This is a genomic window from Methanobacterium sp. SMA-27, from assembly GCF_000744455.1.
GTDB lineage: Archaea > Methanobacteriota > Methanobacteria > Methanobacteriales > Methanobacteriaceae > Methanobacterium_B.
The window spans coordinates 1,066,610-1,083,617 of the sequence record NZ_JQLY01000001.1; the positions used below are offsets into that span (position 1 = coordinate 1,066,610).

18 protein-coding genes are annotated in these 17,008 nt (G+C 32.4%); 8 read left to right on the forward strand and 10 right to left on the reverse strand.

All coding sequences use genetic code 11. From position 1 onward, the window contains the following. Positions 1-211 precede the first annotated feature (211 nt). The gene (locus tag DL91_RS05405) at positions 212-1,294 is read left to right on the forward strand and encodes a hypothetical protein (RefSeq protein ID WP_048190566.1); all 1,083 of its coding nucleotides are present in this window, start codon (positions 212-214) and stop codon (positions 1,292-1,294) included. A gap of 154 nt (positions 1,295-1,448) precedes the next feature. Here the strand turns inward: DL91_RS05405 and DL91_RS05410 are convergent, their stop codons facing one another. The 4 genes from DL91_RS05410 to DL91_RS05425 all read right to left on the reverse strand — a co-directional run bounded on the left by DL91_RS05410 (position 1,449) and on the right by DL91_RS05425 (position 4,673). Then, complete coding sequence (locus DL91_RS05410) at positions 1,449-2,225, reverse strand: SagB/ThcOx family dehydrogenase (protein ID WP_048190567.1); 777 nt, start codon at positions 2,223-2,225, stop codon at positions 1,449-1,451. Between the two features lie 280 nt (positions 2,226-2,505). Next, the gene (locus DL91_RS05415) at positions 2,506-3,015 is read right to left on the reverse strand and encodes a DUF308 domain-containing protein (protein WP_048190568.1); all 510 of its coding nucleotides are present in this window, start codon (positions 3,013-3,015) and stop codon (positions 2,506-2,508) included. Between the two features lie 136 nt (positions 3,016-3,151). Further along, entirely contained in the window at positions 3,152-4,099 is a 948-nt protein-coding gene (locus DL91_RS05420) for a flavodoxin domain-containing protein (protein WP_048190569.1), read from the reverse strand. A 196-nt stretch (positions 4,100-4,295) separates the two neighbouring features. Continuing rightward, a complete protein-coding gene (locus DL91_RS05425) occupies positions 4,296-4,673 on the reverse strand; it encodes a HEAT repeat domain-containing protein (protein ID WP_081882683.1) in 378 nt (125 codons plus the stop codon). Between the two features lie 223 nt (positions 4,674-4,896). Between DL91_RS05425 and DL91_RS05430 the strand changes: the two genes are divergently transcribed. The 3 genes from DL91_RS05430 to DL91_RS05440 are packed head-to-tail and all read left to right on the forward strand — an operon-like array spanning position 4,897 to position 7,426. Next, positions 4,897-6,396 carry a DUF2193 domain-containing protein gene (locus DL91_RS05430; RefSeq protein WP_048190571.1) on the forward strand — a complete coding sequence of 500 codons (1,500 nt, stop codon included), beginning with the start codon at positions 4,897-4,899 and terminating at the stop codon, positions 6,394-6,396. Positions 6,397-6,455: 59 nt separating this feature from the next. After that, entirely contained in the window at positions 6,456-6,668 is a 213-nt protein-coding gene (locus DL91_RS05435; protein WP_048190572.1) for a DUF2180 family protein, read from the forward strand. Then, positions 6,668-7,426: an MIP/aquaporin family protein gene (locus DL91_RS05440; protein WP_048190573.1), complete on the forward strand. Its 759-nt coding sequence runs from the start codon at positions 6,668-6,670 to the stop codon at positions 7,424-7,426. The genes DL91_RS05435 and DL91_RS05440 overlap by 1 nt, the downstream gene beginning before the upstream one ends. A 44-nt stretch (positions 7,427-7,470) precedes the next feature. Here the strand turns inward: DL91_RS05440 and DL91_RS14180 are convergent, their stop codons facing one another. The 3 genes from DL91_RS14180 to DL91_RS12850 form a co-directional block, all read right to left on the reverse strand. Further along, positions 7,471-8,400 carry a histidine kinase dimerization/phosphoacceptor domain -containing protein gene (locus DL91_RS14180; protein ID WP_231551403.1) on the reverse strand — a complete coding sequence of 310 codons (930 nt, stop codon included), beginning with the start codon at positions 8,398-8,400 and terminating at the stop codon, positions 7,471-7,473. A 4-nt stretch (positions 8,401-8,404) separates the two neighbouring features. Continuing rightward, positions 8,405-9,880 carry a PAS domain S-box protein gene (locus DL91_RS14185; RefSeq protein ID WP_048190574.1) on the reverse strand — a complete coding sequence of 492 codons (1,476 nt, stop codon included), beginning with the start codon at positions 9,878-9,880 and terminating at the stop codon, positions 8,405-8,407. A gap of 306 nt (positions 9,881-10,186) precedes the next feature. Next, positions 10,187-10,714, reverse strand: coding sequence for a PsbP-related protein (locus DL91_RS12850; RefSeq protein WP_052374229.1), 528 nt, complete (start codon positions 10,712-10,714; stop codon positions 10,187-10,189). 141 nt (positions 10,715-10,855) lie between these two features. Here DL91_RS12850 and DL91_RS05460 point away from each other — a divergent pair, with 141 nt between their 5' ends. Further along, the gene (locus tag DL91_RS05460) at positions 10,856-11,812 is read left to right on the forward strand and encodes a ribonuclease H-like domain-containing protein (RefSeq protein WP_048190575.1); all 957 of its coding nucleotides are present in this window, start codon (positions 10,856-10,858) and stop codon (positions 11,810-11,812) included. A gap of 46 nt (positions 11,813-11,858) precedes the next feature. On the opposite strand, the gene polX is transcribed toward DL91_RS05460, so the two are convergent. Next, a complete protein-coding gene (gene polX / locus DL91_RS05465) occupies positions 11,859-13,559 on the reverse strand; it encodes a DNA polymerase/3'-5' exonuclease PolX (RefSeq protein ID WP_231551404.1) in 1,701 nt (566 codons plus the stop codon). Positions 13,560-13,868: 309 nt separating this feature from the next. On the opposite strand from polX, the gene msrA reads away from it, so the two are divergent. Next, on the forward strand, positions 13,869-14,354 hold the full coding sequence (gene msrA / locus DL91_RS05470) for a peptide-methionine (S)-S-oxide reductase MsrA (RefSeq protein ID WP_048190577.1): 486 nt from the start codon (positions 13,869-13,871) through the stop codon (positions 14,352-14,354). Positions 14,355-14,425: 71 nt separating this feature from the next. Here msrA and DL91_RS05475 read toward each other — a convergent pair whose 3' ends face one another. Then, a complete protein-coding gene (locus DL91_RS05475) occupies positions 14,426-15,124 on the reverse strand; it encodes a hypothetical protein (RefSeq protein ID WP_048190578.1) in 699 nt (232 codons plus the stop codon). A 174-nt stretch (positions 15,125-15,298) separates the two neighbouring features. Between DL91_RS05475 and DL91_RS05480 the strand changes: the two genes are divergently transcribed. Then, positions 15,299-15,709, forward strand: a complete 411-nt coding sequence (locus DL91_RS05480) for a PaaI family thioesterase (protein ID WP_048190579.1) — start codon at positions 15,299-15,301, stop codon at positions 15,707-15,709. A 164-nt stretch (positions 15,710-15,873) separates the two neighbouring features. After that, positions 15,874-16,281 (forward strand): ferritin-like domain-containing protein, encoded by a 408-nt coding sequence (locus tag DL91_RS05485; protein ID WP_048190580.1) that lies wholly within the window; start codon positions 15,874-15,876, stop codon positions 16,279-16,281. Between the two features lie 121 nt (positions 16,282-16,402). On the opposite strand, the gene DL91_RS05490 is transcribed toward DL91_RS05485, so the two are convergent. Next, a complete protein-coding gene (locus DL91_RS05490; protein ID WP_231551405.1) occupies positions 16,403-16,885 on the reverse strand; it encodes an HIT family protein in 483 nt (160 codons plus the stop codon). Between the last annotated feature and the right edge of the window lie 123 nt (positions 16,886-17,008).

Sequence of the window (17,008 nt, forward strand, 5' to 3'; positions counted from 1 at the left end):
TTGATTTATTATTTATAAAAATCCAAATAGCCATTTTTTCTAGGCGTATAAGAATGTATTAATTTGAATTATATATAATAAAATTAGATATTTTTATATAAGTAAAGGTCATTATAATTATATTCCTTAAAATTTTTATTATAAAAAAATACAGTTAAAATAAGTAAATATTCATAAAAAAAAATATTTTTTTCTGGATACAGGTGGATAAATGGTTTTAATAGCAGATAATAATCTTCAATTTATACTAGAGTTTGCAATATTAATGCAAATTGCAATTCTATTACTATTTAATCTATTGAGAATGTCATTGAGTCGTGTATTATTCTTTTCTCTAATTTTGGGAATTGGAATAACCGCACTATTCGGATTTGATATGCTGGCATTATTCATACCATTTTTGGGTTTGCATGAATTTACACATACATATGGACCTATAGCTGTTATGGTTTTTATAACAGCCTGGGCAGCATTGTCTACTATGCACGAAGTGGGAATAGGGGTAATTCAGATTAAGAGACTTGTATTTCTGATGATGATCCTTGTAACCATTTTTGGTGGATTAGTACACAGGGACTTCCTTATTTTATGGGTTCTTGGAATTTTATTAGGATTTTTCCTTATTTCAAAGTCTTTCAGACAAAAATCATTTATTACACTTAAGAGAATTATTAGTGTTGTTTTAATTTCTGTAGTTGCATTTGTATCGCTTGAGGGATTATCCAGATTACTTTCAATGTCCGTTATAAGCCCTGTTTTAAGGATTGAAAGGATATTACAGAATGCCATACCAAGCCTTCAACTGGTAATCCATAACACAACATTATGGGGACATGTTCAGGGAAGTGCATTTTGGGGATCACTCGATGCAGGTAGTTCCAGTGGTTATATAGCCCTTCCTGTATCTTTAATTTTAACATTTGGACTTCCATATCAAATTTTCTTCGGAACACTGGTTACCAAGAAGGATGTTATAGATTACTTTGTACCTGGTATCTACGGTTTTGCTTTTGACTTTGGATATATTGTACTGGTGCTTTTACTGTTATGGTGTGTCTTTGTAATATGTTTAGGATTAAAAATATTGGTAGAATACAGAGAAAAAAGGGAAAGGGGTAATAAAACATATCTGGGAAGAGAAGCATTACTCATAGGTTCGCTAGCAGGATTTATATCCCAGGCCATTCTAGGTTTATTCATAATAAACCGTGCAATAAATGGAACAGCCTTGATAACTTTTATATTTTTAAGTGGAATGGTTGTGGCCCATATTATACTGGTAAAAGATCGTTAAGAAGTATTTTTTCCATATATCCCCATACTTATTTAAAAGAACATATAAAAGATATCTAAATTTGAATATGAAAGAATATTTCATATCCAAATCTTTTTTTTGTATTGTTTATATTAAAATTACTTTATTTTTCCATAATTTTATTTTATTTATGTTAGTTTTTTGTATTGTGTAACTTTCCAACTGGTGCAAAATATATTACAAACTCGTTATCCCCATCTATGCGTAGCAATTTATCTGCATACTCCTGATCGTAAGCTGCAATTGCACAGGTACCTGCGTTTATAGCTTCGCAAGCCAAATATAGATTTTGACCCATGTGTCCTGCATCCATTGCAATAACCTTATGGGATACAGGACCATATCTCCATTCCATACGTTCGGGTATGGCTGTCCAGATGAATGTAACTGCTGATAGACCTGCAAACTGCTGGCCAAAGGTTGCATTAATTATTTTCTGGTTTAAATCCTTTTCATGGAATTCAAAAACAAGTCTATGAGATAGTGGAAGATAACGGTAAATTCCATTTTTAAGACCTTCAACATTGAAAACTGCAAGATATGTTTCCATTGAATGTCTGCATCCTGCAGATGGAACTGTTCGATAGGCATTCACTCCTTCAACATAACGCACTCCCTGTGTTGCCCATAATAAAAAGGATAATTCTTCCAAGCTCAATAGATCACCAGCATAGTTTCTATGGCTTTTTCTATTTTTTATGGCCTTTGCAAGCGGTATTTTATACTTGCTCTCCCAGTTTTCATCAACTACAAGGTCAATTATATTAGCACCTTTATTAATGGGTTTTTCAATAGGAGGAGCCCTTTCTCCTGTGTTCTGTCCGGTTTTAGAAAAATCAACGGTCTTTCTAATGCTGTCCTTTAGAAAATTTCTGTTCTTTTTAATTTGATCTTCAAAATTATCATTCATTTTACACACCGATTAAACAAGTTATAGGTTTATTATGCTTTTTATGTTTTTTATAAGCAAAATAATCTTGGATTCTGTATGAATTATATATTAAAATATGAATTTTATGGGCTAGTAAAAGACTCAAAAAAGTAAAATGATACTTAAATAAAATTAAGTTTTTATGTGTTCATAAAATTGTTATTTCAAATTTAAATCTCTTTGAAATTGTTTTATACATCAATAAATCCTTAAAATGATTAAAAATAAAAAAAATAGGGGCTTAAAATTAATTATGGATTTATTTTTCTACAGCTGCGTCTGCAGATGCAAATAACATGAATATTCCTGTTAGTACCAGCCAGATACCTATTAATATGGCCAGATAGAATGGGTTTAATGCGTATAATCCTACTATTAGGTAGAGTATACCTAGTATTATTCCAAGAAGACCTCCCCATCTACCTGCATTTCCTTTACCTGAAAATAGGGTTAATATACCGGATATAATTAGGAAAAATCCTCCTAGGTAGATTATTAATCCTGCAAAAATACTGAATGCAACTATCTTACCAAATAATCCAATACCCACTATGACACCTATAAATCCAAGTATCAATGATAGTATACTAAGTCCTTTACTACTGCTCCATGCTTCAATACTCTGAGCAAGTAACCAAACACCTATGAATATTATTCCTATAGCAACAATATCGCTGACTAAAAAAACACTGATCAATGGAAATGCCATAACAATTAAACCTAAAAGTATAGCTAAAATACCGAACAATACATTTCTTCCCTCTGCCATTATCATTACCTCCATTTCATTTAAATAAAGCCCCATTATTATTATGTTATAGTTTAATTATTTATTTTTTTATATTCCTGATTTTAAGATAAGTATTTCAGTATATTTTCAATATTTTACCAATTGTATTCAAATATTAATCAAATTTGTAGATTTGTTTTGCATCTGCTCCTTGTGATTTAAATTTTGAATTTAAAAATTCAACCTTAATTAGCTTTATTTTAATCATATTCATTTTAACTGGTAGTTTTTTGATTGCATCAGCATTGAGTCCTTTCCATGTTAATATATCGGTGTATTCCTGACTTTCACTTCCAATTATAGCGGCTTCACCTGTTATTTGCATCCCTTTAAGATTGTTCATTGAAGTGTAGTCTTCATAAACAGCTACAGACACATTTTTATTGTATAGTAGGTTTGCAAATTTCTCTCCACCCTCACTCAATATATAGATATTTCCGTCTTTGTAGTTGTATTCGATTGGTGTCGATCTAACTGTGTTGTTATGGGCTGTTGTTAGTGTGCATGTGTTATGTGATGTTAGAAACTCCTCAACATCAGTTTTAAGTTTTCCTGATTTAACTGGAGCCATGAGCTTTTCTTTGATTGATTTAAGTTTAAGGGAATATTTTACTACCTCATCTTGGTTGTAGAAATCCATGTCTTCCATGGGTAGATTTACTCTGTCTAAGAATATTTTAAGCTGTTCATGATCATCTTGGTCTAGATCCTCTACAATTAACTTTCCCCCAATTGCTTTCAAGCTTAGAGCTCTTACACCGATTAAGTTTTGAAGTTCGGTGAGTCTTTCTAATCCTCCATTTTTGTCTAAACAGGTACAGAAAAGGGATAAAGGTTTATTTTTAAGCCATTCTCTGTTTTCTTCAGCAAATTTTTTTATTGATGGATCTATTTTTTCTGTGTAAATTGGTGTTCCAATTACAATAAAGTCAAAGTCAATATACTCCTGTTTAAACTCATCAACGGTGCTGTAAATTGCAGGTCCTGTAATAAGTGATATGATTCTAGCCACGTCTCTTGTAGTTCCATACTTACTGCTGTAAATCACTAGTGTTTTGATCATTTCATAATTCCCACTCTTAACTGTTTAAAATTATTAATGATTTTTTCCTAATTATATTCATTAAAATATTTTTAATTCTAATTTTAAACTAATTTCTAGACTAATTCCTTGATTTATTATTTTTCTAAATTATAATCTTATTTCTGATATATTCCACTTTAAATTGTTTCCAAAATTATAACATAGATAACATTTTTCATTCCAATGTTCTCGAATTTATTTCTTCGATTGCAAATTCAGCAATTTGTCGTACCATCAAACTTTCATCGTTAGCTGCCAGTTTAAGATTGTTAATTGCAGAATTATCACCAACTGATGATAATGCAAGTGCTGCACCATATCTTACACTGTCCTTTTCATCTTGTAGCATATTAATTAGAGGTTTCATTGCAGTTGAATCGTCAAGAATTCCAAGTGAAAGTGCTGCTGCTTCTCTAACATGCCAGTTTTCATCGTTCAAAATTTCTATCAGTGGTTCGACAGCGAGTTTATCTCCAATTTCCCCCAAAGCCTCTGCAGATTCTTCACGAACCATCCACTGGTCATTTTTTAAATTTCTAATAAAAAATTTCATTCTAGGATGCTCATCCACCACATTAATCACTCCTTTCTTATCAATATCTACAAATAACTATATATATTATATAAAAATTCCATGTTAGTATTTATTATTTTCATATTATTGTTTTTATTTTTTTTGGACACATCTTTGCATTGTTATTAAATGTATATGAACCCTATTGCAGTGTTAAAAAATTATATCTTCTATCATCTACATAATACATACTGGTGATAAAATGGCAGAACTATATGAAAAAATGGTAAGAGAAGCCCTTGCGGCACAAAGAGCTGATGTGGATACCATTAGTAGAAATAGGGGCGGGAAATTCAAAATAACAGATACTAAACCATATTTGGATGTTGTTAATGAAATGACAGTTGCAGATGGTCAGAGTAAATCGGTTATTGATCTACATGTAAATTCGGTTAAGACACACTACAATACATTGGTAAATCTTACAGATACGATTAGACCAGAAGATGATCCATTTGTTGAACATTACCAGACACCTGCAGTACTTGAAATTCTCTATGAAAATGATAAATCATTCAAAGACAGTGTTGATAAGTTTATAGAAGGAATTGGTAAGGCAGAGGCATTAATTGGTCGTGAAGTTGTTAGGCGTTATGGTGGATTTTATGGTCCTACATGTGTTGTTGACTTTGCACTCATACCTGGAAGTACAAGTAACATAGTTAACAGGATATTGAAGAATGTGGATATACCTGAGGTCCATAAACAGGCAATACTATCGGCAAAATCTTGGGGTATGAACACCTCCTATGGTATTGGTGAGGTATTTACAACAGAAGTTGAAGAGGGTAGGACATTAAGTGATGCAATTGAAATGGAAGTTGCAATGATCAAGTACATATATGAGAGTCCAATAGATGCACAGGCCAAGCTCATGGATTCTATGGGACATGAATCCTTTGATGTAAGGAAGTATATGGCAGAGTACAAGAAAAAAATGACTGAAACAGTAATGAATGCTGTTGAAGATGATGTTCACTATGGAAATATAGTTACAGTGCCTGCTTACTGTGTAGGGGATATATCTCACCATATTGCACAGTCAACATATAATATGTGTAAAGATGATGTTGTAATGGCAATAATAGAGGCAACAACCGGTGTTATGGCAGAAACACTTAACAAGGCACTTCCAAATTTCAAAAATGAATATGAACCTCTTTCACTAGCAACTGGAGCTTCTGCATGTGCAGTTGAATATATGCTGGAACTTGATGGTTTCAATGCACCAATGATTGTTGATCTGTTAACCAAGAGATTCCATAACTATGTTCAGCTTTATCCAACTAGGGGTGCTGCAGCAGAACTTCATAACTGTGACTTCATGGACATGATCTACAGGGGATGGAAGTACTTAGATAAGGAAAGGAGAATGAAAAACGGTTCAAGGGGAAAATTAGCACCTGAAGTTGCTGGTTACAAGGTTGATCTGGATCCTGTTCATAAAAATAATGTTATTATGAATCCTCAACGCTATGCATACCCTGCATGTGCAATATCTGTACGTTTCTCAGCTCTTATGCGTCTTGCAGATTATCCATGTCTATTAACAAGCGAACCAGTTACAGCTACCATGATGACCAATATCATAGCCCTCCATAAAGAAAATCCAGCTTCCCCTGCAAGAGTATGTAAAAACTGTGCATCTGCATGTCTTGTTGATTTCAGACACTGTGCATGCCAGTGGAAAGAAGCAGTATAGAGATCATATCCAAAATTTCTAAAATTACTAATGATTTTTAACGAGGATGGTGGTTTAAAATGAAATGTTATGTGGATGCAATGGAAGGTAAAGATAAAGACGCTGTTGCCATCTGTATTGTATGTGGAATGGGTGTGTGCCTGGATCATGCAATAAGAGAAGATGTAACTATATGGGAGGGTGGTTATCCATTTCCCTCTGAAAAAGTCAGTAAAAACATACCAAGAATACTGTGTCCTGCCTGTTATGCCGCTTTAAAAGGTGGTAAATAATGGCTAATTTAACCAAGAGGATGCTTGCTGAGTTTATTGGTACCTTTTTCCTGGTTTTTATGGGTGCAGGTGCCGCTGCAATCACTCTCATGATCACCAAGGGAACCGCTGCTCCAAATGCGTTTAACATAGGAATTGGTGCTCTTGGAGGATTAGCAGATTGGCTTGCTATTGGTCTTGCCTTTGGATTGGCAATTACAGCTGCTATATATGCTCTGGGAAATATTTCGGGATGTCATATTAACCCTGCAGTTACAATTGGTTTATGGTCTGTTAAAAAATTCCCAGGCCGTGATGTGATTCCCTATATTGTTTCACAGCTGGCTGGTGCATCTGTTGCCAGTATATTATTTGCTGTGATTGTTGGTATGGGTGCAGTTACAATTGGTGGTCTGGGTGCTACTGCTCCTTTTCCAGGAATTGGCTATGTGCAGGCTCTTGTGGCAGAAATAGTTGGTACATTCCTGTTAATGCTGGCCATAATGGGTGTTGCAGTTGATAGAAGAGCCCCTCCAGGATTTGCAGGTTTAATTATTGGTTTGACTGTTGCAGGTGTTATAACAACTGTTGGTAATATTTCGGGTGCATCCTTAAACCCTGCAAGGACATTTGGTCCATATCTTGGAGATTCGTTAATGGGTGGTCCCAATTTATGGCTGTTCCTCCCAATATATATAATTGGACCAATAGTAGGTGCTATTCTGGCAGCTTTAGCATATAATTATATGACAAGTGAAGAAGAAGCCAGCAGAGATTAGTCTGATTTAATCAATATATGATTAAATTCTTTTTTTTCTTTTTTTTAAAATCTTTTATTATACTCCAATTCTTTGAAAAGAATTTTAAATTCTGTTCCCTTTTCGGAATTGATAATTAATTCCCCTTCTATCTGTTCTGTTAAAACTTTTACAAGTAATAAACCAAGGGATTTTAAATTGTTTAAGTCTAGTCCTTCAGGTAATCCTATTCCATTGTCTTTGATCACGAGTTCGTATGTATCTTCAATAGATTTGAGGGATACTGAAATTTTTCCCTGCATTTTATTGGGGAATGCATATTTCAAGCTGTTTGATATGAGTTCACTGATTATTAAGCCACATGGAACAGCTGTTTCCATATTCAATGTGATATTTTCTATTTTGAAAGTTGATTTAACAAGGTTTTTGTCTACGTTGTAGGTATAAAAAAGGTTTGAGATAAGACTTTGAATATAATCCGCAAAGTTTATTTCTTCTAGATCATTTGATTGGTAAATTTTTTCGTGTATCATGGCCATTGATTTAACTCTGTTCTGGCTTTCCTGTAGAATATCAATTGCTTCAACATCGTTTACATACTTTGTTTGCAGATTTAGTAAACTTGATATGATCTGCATATTATTTTTCACTCGGTGATGTATTTCCCTTAAGAGATTTTCCTTTTCTTTAAGTGAGGATTTTATCTCTTTTTCTGCTTTTTTACTTTCTGTAATATCATTGGCAATAAGAAGTATGGATCTTTCATCATCATTTTTAAGTAATGTAAATCTGTTTTCTATCCAATGTTTGTTTCCATTGATTGTTACTTTTGAAATATATGGTGGTGGTGATTTTTCATTCAATGCTTCTTGAAATTTGATTCTTTGCTCTGAATAGTCTTCTGTTTGGTAAAAGTCCATTTCATTAAATGATTTGCCAACCAATTCGTCCTTAGGTAAACCGCTTAAATTTGCTGTGATATCGTTTATATCCAAAATTTTACCGTTTATATCCAGTAAAATTTGTATATATGGGATTTGCCTCAAATAGAGTTCTGTATTTCTCTTCACTATCAAATAGTGCTTCTTCAGCTTTCTTTCTTTCGCTGATATCCATTAACATTCCAGAAATAGTAATATCTTCAAGACTTGCACTAAGGAGTACTGTCAATGTTTTTCCATCTTTCGTAACCATGTCAACATCATGATAACTGATATGTTCTTTGTTGATTAGTAAATTAATCATCTTTTTCCTGTCTTCGGGATATTTATAGAGCTTTGTGCTTTTAATTGTTTTAATATCTTCTTTATTATCATAACCAAACATTTTTGCCATTGCATTGTTTGCAAACAATATATCCCCGTTTAGATCGGTTTTATATACTCCAACCATTGAATTATCAACCAATTCTCTGTACTTTTTTTCACTTTTAATAAGTAATTCTTCTGTTTTTTTATGGTTAAGATTTTCCTTCTTTACAGCTGTATACAGGTTTCTATTATCATTTAGGGTTATAACTTGTCTAATAATTACGAGTCCAATAATAAATCCAACAACTATTTCAATGATTTCAATATTTGAATGGGATAAATTTTCATTTGCCCATGTAAGCAGTGTGAATGCTATTACCACCCATATAAGTGGGAGATAGGTTACAAAATTGGATCTTTGAACCCATATTTTTATTTGAGTATATCTTTTTAGTTCCATTTTTTCTGGGCTGGCCTGTATGAATGCAGCTATACCTATCAAAACAAAACTTAATATCCATCCCGTATCAAGCAATCCTCCTGAAATATATGTTCCCTGTAATGTTTGCAGTGCAAAAATAGTGTCTGTGAATATTTGGACTAAAATTCCAATACTCAAAAATATTACAGGTGCATAAAGTTCGCTAAACTTGCTGTAAATCACTCTTAATAAAACAAAAAAGAGTAATAGATCTCCAATTATATAAATTATGGATACAATAGTTGATATTAAGGTTTCTTCACCGGATAGTGCGGGTATAATTAAAAAAGTCCAGAATATAAGGCTAATAGTAACTATAATTATTCCAATGTTGAGTGATATTTTAATTTTTTCGCTACGGTTGAATGAAAAATGTGACAGGTAATATAATCCCAATGCAAATAGAGGATAAAATAGTAGGTAGAAAATATCTGAAATGGAAGGAAATGGATTGGTATGATATCCAAGCTCTAGAATTGCCCAGGATATGTCGCCTAATGTATAAGATACAACAGATGCCATTATTAGCATCCAAGCTATTTTAAATCGGCCATGAGATCGTGTTGTTGCGTAGAATAGGATTATAATAACCATTAACTCAATTAAAGGAGTAGTTATATCACTGAAAAATTGACGCACTAATGGTTCAATACTTAGCAGTATTGAAATTAATGCAAAACTGATTACAATTACTAAACTGAGTATTATAAAATTTTTAATCGATATTAAAGGTTTATATTCCATATTAACTCCATATTTAAATATTGTGGGAATATTAAGAATTATGTAAATTTATTCATATAATATTGCAATTTTTAAGAACATTATAAAGTTGTTCTTATAAAAATATCTAAGTATTATACAATGAATGTTTTGAATTAACAGGTACAGTTAAAATTGTTTTAATAAAATCTTTTTAATTAAACCAATTGGAATTCATTTAAAATCGTGAAAAATAATCTTTATTCCAAAATTAAGTGATTTGTATGTGGATATATTTCGATAATTATTTTTAATTAAAAAAAAATAGAAAAAAAAGAATTTAAGGTCTTATTGTACTTTCAAACTATTTGTTATTGTGTCAAATAATCCTGCCTGTTTTTGGAAGTCTGAAGAAACTGTTACATACTGTATCAAGTATTGGAAATTATTTCTTTGGAAGTCAATGAATTTTAACTGGGCAGTTGTATTGTTTGAGCTAAGATTGACAGTTGTTACATTAGCTGTTACACCGGCTATGGTTACTGTGCTGTTAGTTCCATTCAGAGATGATAACTGAGTTTTTAGATCAGTTAAATCTTTAGTTGAATTGGCATTTTGTGCTAACTTTATCATGGTTACACCATTACCTTGTGTACCATTTGTCTGGTTGAATGATACATCTCCAAGTGCTATTACAGTTCCATTTTCGGTTGTGTTATCGGCAAGGATAAACCAACTTGATGGATAATTAAAGGATATTCCATTTGCATTATAGGTTTTTGTCGATGTTGTATTGTTTCCTGGTGTGCTGGTACAACCCGATGCGAGTACAACCAGTCCAACAAGAGCAATTACAATAAAAATATATTTTTTCATTATTTCTACCCCTCCAATTTAATATACCAATAACATTATAATATAATATCATCTTTAGACTATAAATATATTTTTCCAAGGGTAGAACTGAAAATACCTATCTTTAACATGTTGGAATATTCTGAAATGGAGTAATTGATAATGTCTTCTTATGGATCAACAGAAACAGAAATTTTAAGGTCAAAACTTATTGAAACCTATAAAGAAAAATCTATTGAAGATTATTTCAAAGGCGAAGAGTTTGAAACAAAACAAGGGTCATGTTATAAAATTAAAGAGAGCCGAAAATTGAAATTAAGCACAATAAGTAAACCAAAAGCCAAAAATAATATTTTAAACGATCTAAAACTTATAAAAGGTATTGGAGACTCGAAGGCAGAAATTCTAAGGTTAAAGGGTTATGAAACTATTGAAGATCTAAGAGAACATCCTCGCTATTCAAATGATGCATGTGAAATAGTTGAAATAGTAGAAGAGGGTGATTTTTCAAGAATAACAGATTATGTTTCCAATAGATACCCCAAATCCCATCCATCAGCCCTTTATTCCTCCTGTTTTTCACCTGATGAAAATTATCTTTTCCTTGATATAGAAACTCTCGGCCTTAAAAGTGTGCCTCTCATATTGATAGGGGTAGCAAGTGTTGAATCTAAAAATATAGTTGTTGACCAATACCTTTTAAGGGACTTGGAAGAGGAAGGAGCAGCATTAGAAGCATTTTTATCTCATGTAGATGAAGATACAGTATTTGTTAGTTTTAATGGACAGACATTTGATCTTCCATATATAAAAGAGAGAATGAGATATCATGGAATTAAACAAAACCTCCAAAGACATCATCTGGACCTTTTACATTTCTCGAGACGAACATGGAAAGATCAGCTACCAAATTGCAAATTGCAAACACTTGAAAAACATCTTTTTAATTTTGAACGTGAAGATGATGTACCCAGCAGTATGGTTCCATCATTTTACAAAACATACGATGAAACAGGTAACATAGGACCTTTAATTCCTATTGTAGAACACAACCGGGAAGATGTTGTAACACTGGCAAGAATATTGTCAAGATTACACACAGAACTAGATGAACAATAGGTATAATTCGATTTTGGAAATTGAAAATTTTATAAAAAAAGTTTTGTTATATATTAAAATGTTTAAAGAGTCTTTTTAAGGGTAATGTATTTATTATATCCTCTTTTTTCGCCCAACCCCTTCTTGCAGTTGCAATACCAAGATGAATATTTTTGAGTTGCGCAGGTGAATGAGCATCGGTATTTACAGCTAGTTTACATCCATGTTCAACTGCCATCTTAATATTCACATCATTGAGATCTAATCGATTCATATGACTGTTAACTTCTAATATGGTACCAGTATCTTTTGATGCATCAAAAATCCTTTCAAGATCTAGTTCATATGCTTTTCTCTCTTGTATTTTCCTGCCTGTTGGATGAGCTATGATGTTAACGTATTCATTCTCCATTGCAGATAAGATTCTACGAGTTAATTCTTTGCTATTCTGATTGAAACCAGAGTGTATACCTGCTAATACAATATCCATTCCATCCAATATTTTATCAGGAACATCTAACAAACCATAGGAATCAATGTTGGCTTCAACACCTTTAAGTATCATAATGTCATCAATTTCATCTTTTAAATTATCAATTTCTTTCATCTGTTTTAGCATGGTTTTTTCATCCATGCCATTGGCAATTCGGAGGCTGCCAGAATGATCTGTGATAGCTATATATTCATAACCCAGTTTCTGAGCTTCATTGGCCATATCCAGGATAGATCTTGATCCGTCGCTCCACTCTGAATGCATCTGGAGGTCTCCTACAATATCATTGTAACCCAAAATTTTTGGTAGTTTTCCTAAACTTGCAGCCTCTACCTCACCAGTATTTTCCCTTAATTCAGGTTCAATATATTCCATTCCAAAGGATTTGAAAACATCCTCTTCTGTATTACCTGCAACAAGTTTTTGACCCCTGAAAACTCCATATTCGCTGAGTTTCAGTCCTTTAGAAATGGCTATTCTTCTAAGAGCCACATTGGTTTCTTTCGAACCTGTAAAGTACATAAGTGCAGAACCAAATGATTCATCATCAAATACTCTTAAATCAACATCTATACCATTTTCTTTAAGACGTACAGTTGATTTTGAAGGACCACTTACAACAACATCACGTACCATATCCATACCTGTAAAATATGCCATAACCTCAAGTGGTTGGTTGGTTGTGACAAGAATATCAATATCCCCTACAGTTTCCTTTCTACGCCTTATAGATCCTGCTATTTCAACCCTTTCAACATAATCCAGTCTATCAAGTTCATTTTTCATTTTCACTGCAATGGGAAGTATATGTCCCAGAAGTTTTCTACCTGTGCTTTTTCTTGCATATTCAAGGTTTAAAAGTATCTTCCTTTCTGTAGTCTCGCCCATGCCCTTAAGCCTTCTGATTCTGTGCCTTTTTGCATTTTTCTCAAGGTCATCAAGGTTTTTAATACCAAGTTCATTGTATAGCTGTTTTATACTTTTAGGACCTAACCCCTCAACAGCTATTAATGCATCGTAGTCAACTGGAAATTCCTTTTTAAGATTTTCAAGATATTCAAGTGAACCACCTGTATCAACTATCTCTTCAATTTTCTTGGCAATTTTAGCACCAATCCCTGGCAGTTCCTGTAATCTTTCTTCTTTTCTTATGTCTTCAATATCCTCGGAAAGATTTTCAACTGTATGTGCTGCTTTTCTGTAGGCCAAAGTTCTAAAGTCAACAGCTTCTATTTCCATTAGATCTGCAACCTGATTCAATACCGATGCAACCATCTGGTTTTTCATGATATTATATAGTAATTAACAATTAATAATTCTTGTTAAATTCATTATCTATCAACAAAATTTAGAGTGAATACAGTCCAAAATCTTTTTTTCAATCAATAAAAACACTTGTTTAAAAGAATATTTTTACAAAATTTAATTACAAAGGAATGATAAATAATAAGATAATTTATCATTAGAATTGGGATGGAACCCTATTTCAAAGGTATTTTCATTGATATATAATAAAAGAGTTGTATCTGATAATTGTCTTAGATCATTGTTAAATATTGAATTAAAATTTTAGGGGTGATTTTAATGGTTGAAGAAAAGTATGAAAAGGCAAGTTTTGCTGCAGGCTGTTTCTGGGGTGTTGAAGCTACTTTTAGAGATCTTAAAGGTGTAGTATCTACTTCGGTAGGGTATATGGGTGGATCAACAGAAGATCCAACATATGGAGATGTTTGTTCAGGTTCAACTGGACATGCTGAAACAGTACAGATCATATACGACCCAACCAAGATATCATACGAGAAATTACTGGAAACTTTCTGGAATAAACACGATCCAACAACTAAAAACAGACAGGGCCCCGATGTTGGAAGTCAGTATCGTTCAATTATTTTCTACCATAATGAAGAACAAAAAAACCTTGCAATTGAATCCAAGAAAAAACTTGAAGAATCGGGTAAATACAACCAACCAATTGTAACAGAGATTATTCCTGCACCAAAATTCTACCCAGCAGAAGATTACCATCAGCAATATCTTGAAAAGCGTGGAAGAAAGTTCTGTGGAATATAATATTTATATTCCCATATTTTTAAATTAAAAATAAAATGGGATCAATAGTGTTCTATAAATATTGAAATCTGTTATTCAATATTTAATAGATTTTTTAAATTTTCAAAATTATTTGCAGTTACAAACCTTGGTGGTATACTGCGCTGGATAGATCCGGAAATTCCAAGCAGATCCTCCATTTCAGGGGATACTGCATGATAGTTTCTACCAATTTTGTTGAGCTTTCTTTTACTCAATAAAACAGCTTTATCCAGAAGTTTGCTGGTTTTATCATAACCCTTTACAATTACAAGTTTTTCAAAACCTTCAGATTTAATATGTGAGTTGTTTTTGTAAAGTTTTATACTTTGTATTTGTTCATTGGGGTTGAGTTTACTAAAGTCAATAACTTCCTCAACCTCAAAGTATCCTATTATATACAAAGCCTCTTCATAATCACTATTTTCAAATGGTGTTAAACCCACATAAAAAACCAAATAATCAGTTTTTTCAAGTTTCAAAAGATAATTTCTTTTACTTGTCTGATCCCCATACGTATATGTATCAAATTCTGGGTCAAAGTGTAACTTTCTCTTTTTAATCTTATCTGGAAGGTATTTCGAGAATGGTATACCATTATTTCCCAGTGTTGTCTCAAATGTCCTTTTTTCAATTGTTTTACTATTTTTCTCCGATAATGGTATATATTCGAAACTTCCGTTGGAAAAAATCGGTGCAAGTGCTCCATCTGTTCCTTTGTCAATTCCGACCCTTAAGAGCATTGCTTTCATTTTTTACCCGAGTTTTTTAGTAATTCATATCATATTTGAGTTACAGAAATAATTATAGTAATGTTTATGATTTTATCATAAAATATAGTGTTTAGCATGATCCTCTCTAATAAAAATAATCATAGATTTACGAATATTAACTGAAATTTCAAAAAAATTTTAGAATGTGTAATTTTGTTGGAAGTTGATAAGATTAAAAAATTTTTTAAAGGTGACAAACTTGCAGAATATCTTGGAATAGAACTTGTAGATGTTTTAGACGGGGGGGCTATTGCAAGGCTGGATATTAGAGATGAACATTTAAATGGTATAGGCACTGTTCATGGTGGGGCAATATTTACACTTGCAGATTTCACATTTGCTGTTGCAGCCAACTCCCATGGAAGAGTAACAGTAGCAATCAATGTTAGTATCTCATTTATGAAAGCAGCTACCACTGGAACATTGACAGCAATTGCAAAGGAAATATCATTAAATCCAAAGCTAGCAAGTTACACAGTGAATGTATGTGATGATGAGGGAGATATTGTGGCCATATTCCAGGGAATGGCCTACAGGAAAAGGGATAAAATCGTTATAGATTGATTTATTTATCTTTCAATTTTTAACTGGATTTATTGATATCTATTAAATTATTAACTCAATATCTTATGTTGAATTAGAAAAATATTAATTCATTTAAATCCATAATATAAAATAGAAATCTTTTCAGATAATATTTTTATATATTTTATCAAGGAGGAATAGTATTGGACACCGATGACATAATTAAATTATTGAACGAGGATTTTGTCAGGGAACTTGAAGCATCCATGATCTATGTATTCAATTCATTTATTATTGAAGAATGCGAGTCCAGTCGTGTTACAGAGGCAATATCAGTAGATGAGATGAGACACATGTGGTGGTTGGCAGATCTCATAACCAAAAGAGGTGGAAAACCTACAATGGAACACAAGAAACTTGATTTTGGTGGTGAAGACTTAAAAAGTATACTTAAATATCAAATACAACTAGAAACTAATGCAGTAGATAGATACAATCACCATATAGACATTATAGATGATGAAGAAGTTGTGGGTGTTCTGAAACATATATTAGATGAAGAAAAAAGGCACCGAAAAGAATATAAAATAAGATTGGATGAACTGGAATAATTTAAATATCAAATTTATTCCAAAAAATTGTATTCCACATTTTTTTTATAATTTTAACTAACTTTCTATTTTTTATTTAATAATTATCATACTCAAAACTATTTTTTAGATAAAAAAAATATTATGGATGGGAATGTATTGAGGTAGTAGGAATTTTGTTCTTGATATTATTGATTATCCTTTTTCGTACCCTATCTGGAAGGGATCTAAATGGTCTGGACTTCATTGTTCCAAAGTAGGGGTCTTCAAATAGGAGGCCCTCAAATTCAACTGCATGGTTGTATCTTGGTATATAGTGCCAGTGCACATGAGGGTCAGGTGGTTCTTCAAGGTACGAAGCATTCATAAGAGAACCCCAGTTTGACATTGTGACGTCAAAACACTGTTTAACAGCAAATTCTAATTTAAATACAAGTTCACCAAATTCGAGCCATTCATCACATTTAAGCCCTGAAAGATCTTCTTCATGCCTGTTTAAGGCCACTACACATGTACCTATATTACTCTGTTGTGGAGCAAGAAAAACAATCCAGTATTTGGTTTTGAAAATAAAATCTCCGAAGTTATATTTCTCAAGCTTTTTGCAGTACTCACATTCCAACAATAAACCCCCCATAATTATTCATATAAATCATTGAGATATAATTTCCTTTACCTTATTTTATATATATCTAGCAGTCATCTGTATTAAATATTAGATCAACCAACACATCTATATCACATCAAA

Bases quoted from the DNA above. Each gene is read 5' to 3' on its own strand.
- polX (WP_231551404.1), bottom strand. From the start codon at position 13,559: ATGGTTGCATCGGTATTGAATCAGGTTGCAGATCTAATGGAAATAGAA.
- DL91_RS05460 (WP_048190575.1), top strand. From the start codon at position 10,856: ATGTCTTCTTATGGATCAACAGAAACAGAAATTTTAAGGTCAAAACTT.
- DL91_RS05440 (WP_048190573.1), top strand. From the start codon at position 6,668: ATGGCTAATTTAACCAAGAGGATGCTTGCTGAGTTTATTGGTACCTTT.
- DL91_RS05405 (WP_048190566.1), top strand. From the start codon at position 212: ATGGTTTTAATAGCAGATAATAATCTTCAATTTATACTAGAGTTTGCA.
- DL91_RS05420 (WP_048190569.1), bottom strand. From the start codon at position 4,099: ATGATCAAAACACTAGTGATTTACAGCAGTAAGTATGGAACTACAAGA.
- DL91_RS05410 (WP_048190567.1), bottom strand. From the start codon at position 2,225: ATGAATGATAATTTTGAAGATCAAATTAAAAAGAACAGAAATTTTCTA.
- msrA (WP_048190577.1), top strand. From the start codon at position 13,869: ATGGTTGAAGAAAAGTATGAAAAGGCAAGTTTTGCTGCAGGCTGTTTC.
- DL91_RS05435 (WP_048190572.1), top strand. From the start codon at position 6,456: ATGAAATGTTATGTGGATGCAATGGAAGGTAAAGATAAAGACGCTGTT.
- DL91_RS05430 (WP_048190571.1), top strand. From the start codon at position 4,897: ATGGCAGAACTATATGAAAAAATGGTAAGAGAAGCCCTTGCGGCACAA.
- DL91_RS05425 (WP_081882683.1), bottom strand. From the start codon at position 4,673: ATGAAATTTTTTATTAGAAATTTAAAAAATGACCAGTGGATGGTTCGT.
- DL91_RS12850 (WP_052374229.1), bottom strand. From the start codon at position 10,714: ATGAAAAAATATATTTTTATTGTAATTGCTCTTGTTGGACTGGTTGTA.
- DL91_RS14185 (WP_048190574.1), bottom strand. From the start codon at position 9,880: ATGGAATATAAACCTTTAATATCGATTAAAAATTTTATAATACTCAGT.
- DL91_RS05415 (WP_048190568.1), bottom strand. From the start codon at position 3,015: ATGGCAGAGGGAAGAAATGTATTGTTCGGTATTTTAGCTATACTTTTA.
- DL91_RS05475 (WP_048190578.1), bottom strand. From the start codon at position 15,124: ATGAAAGCAATGCTCTTAAGGGTCGGAATTGACAAAGGAACAGATGGA.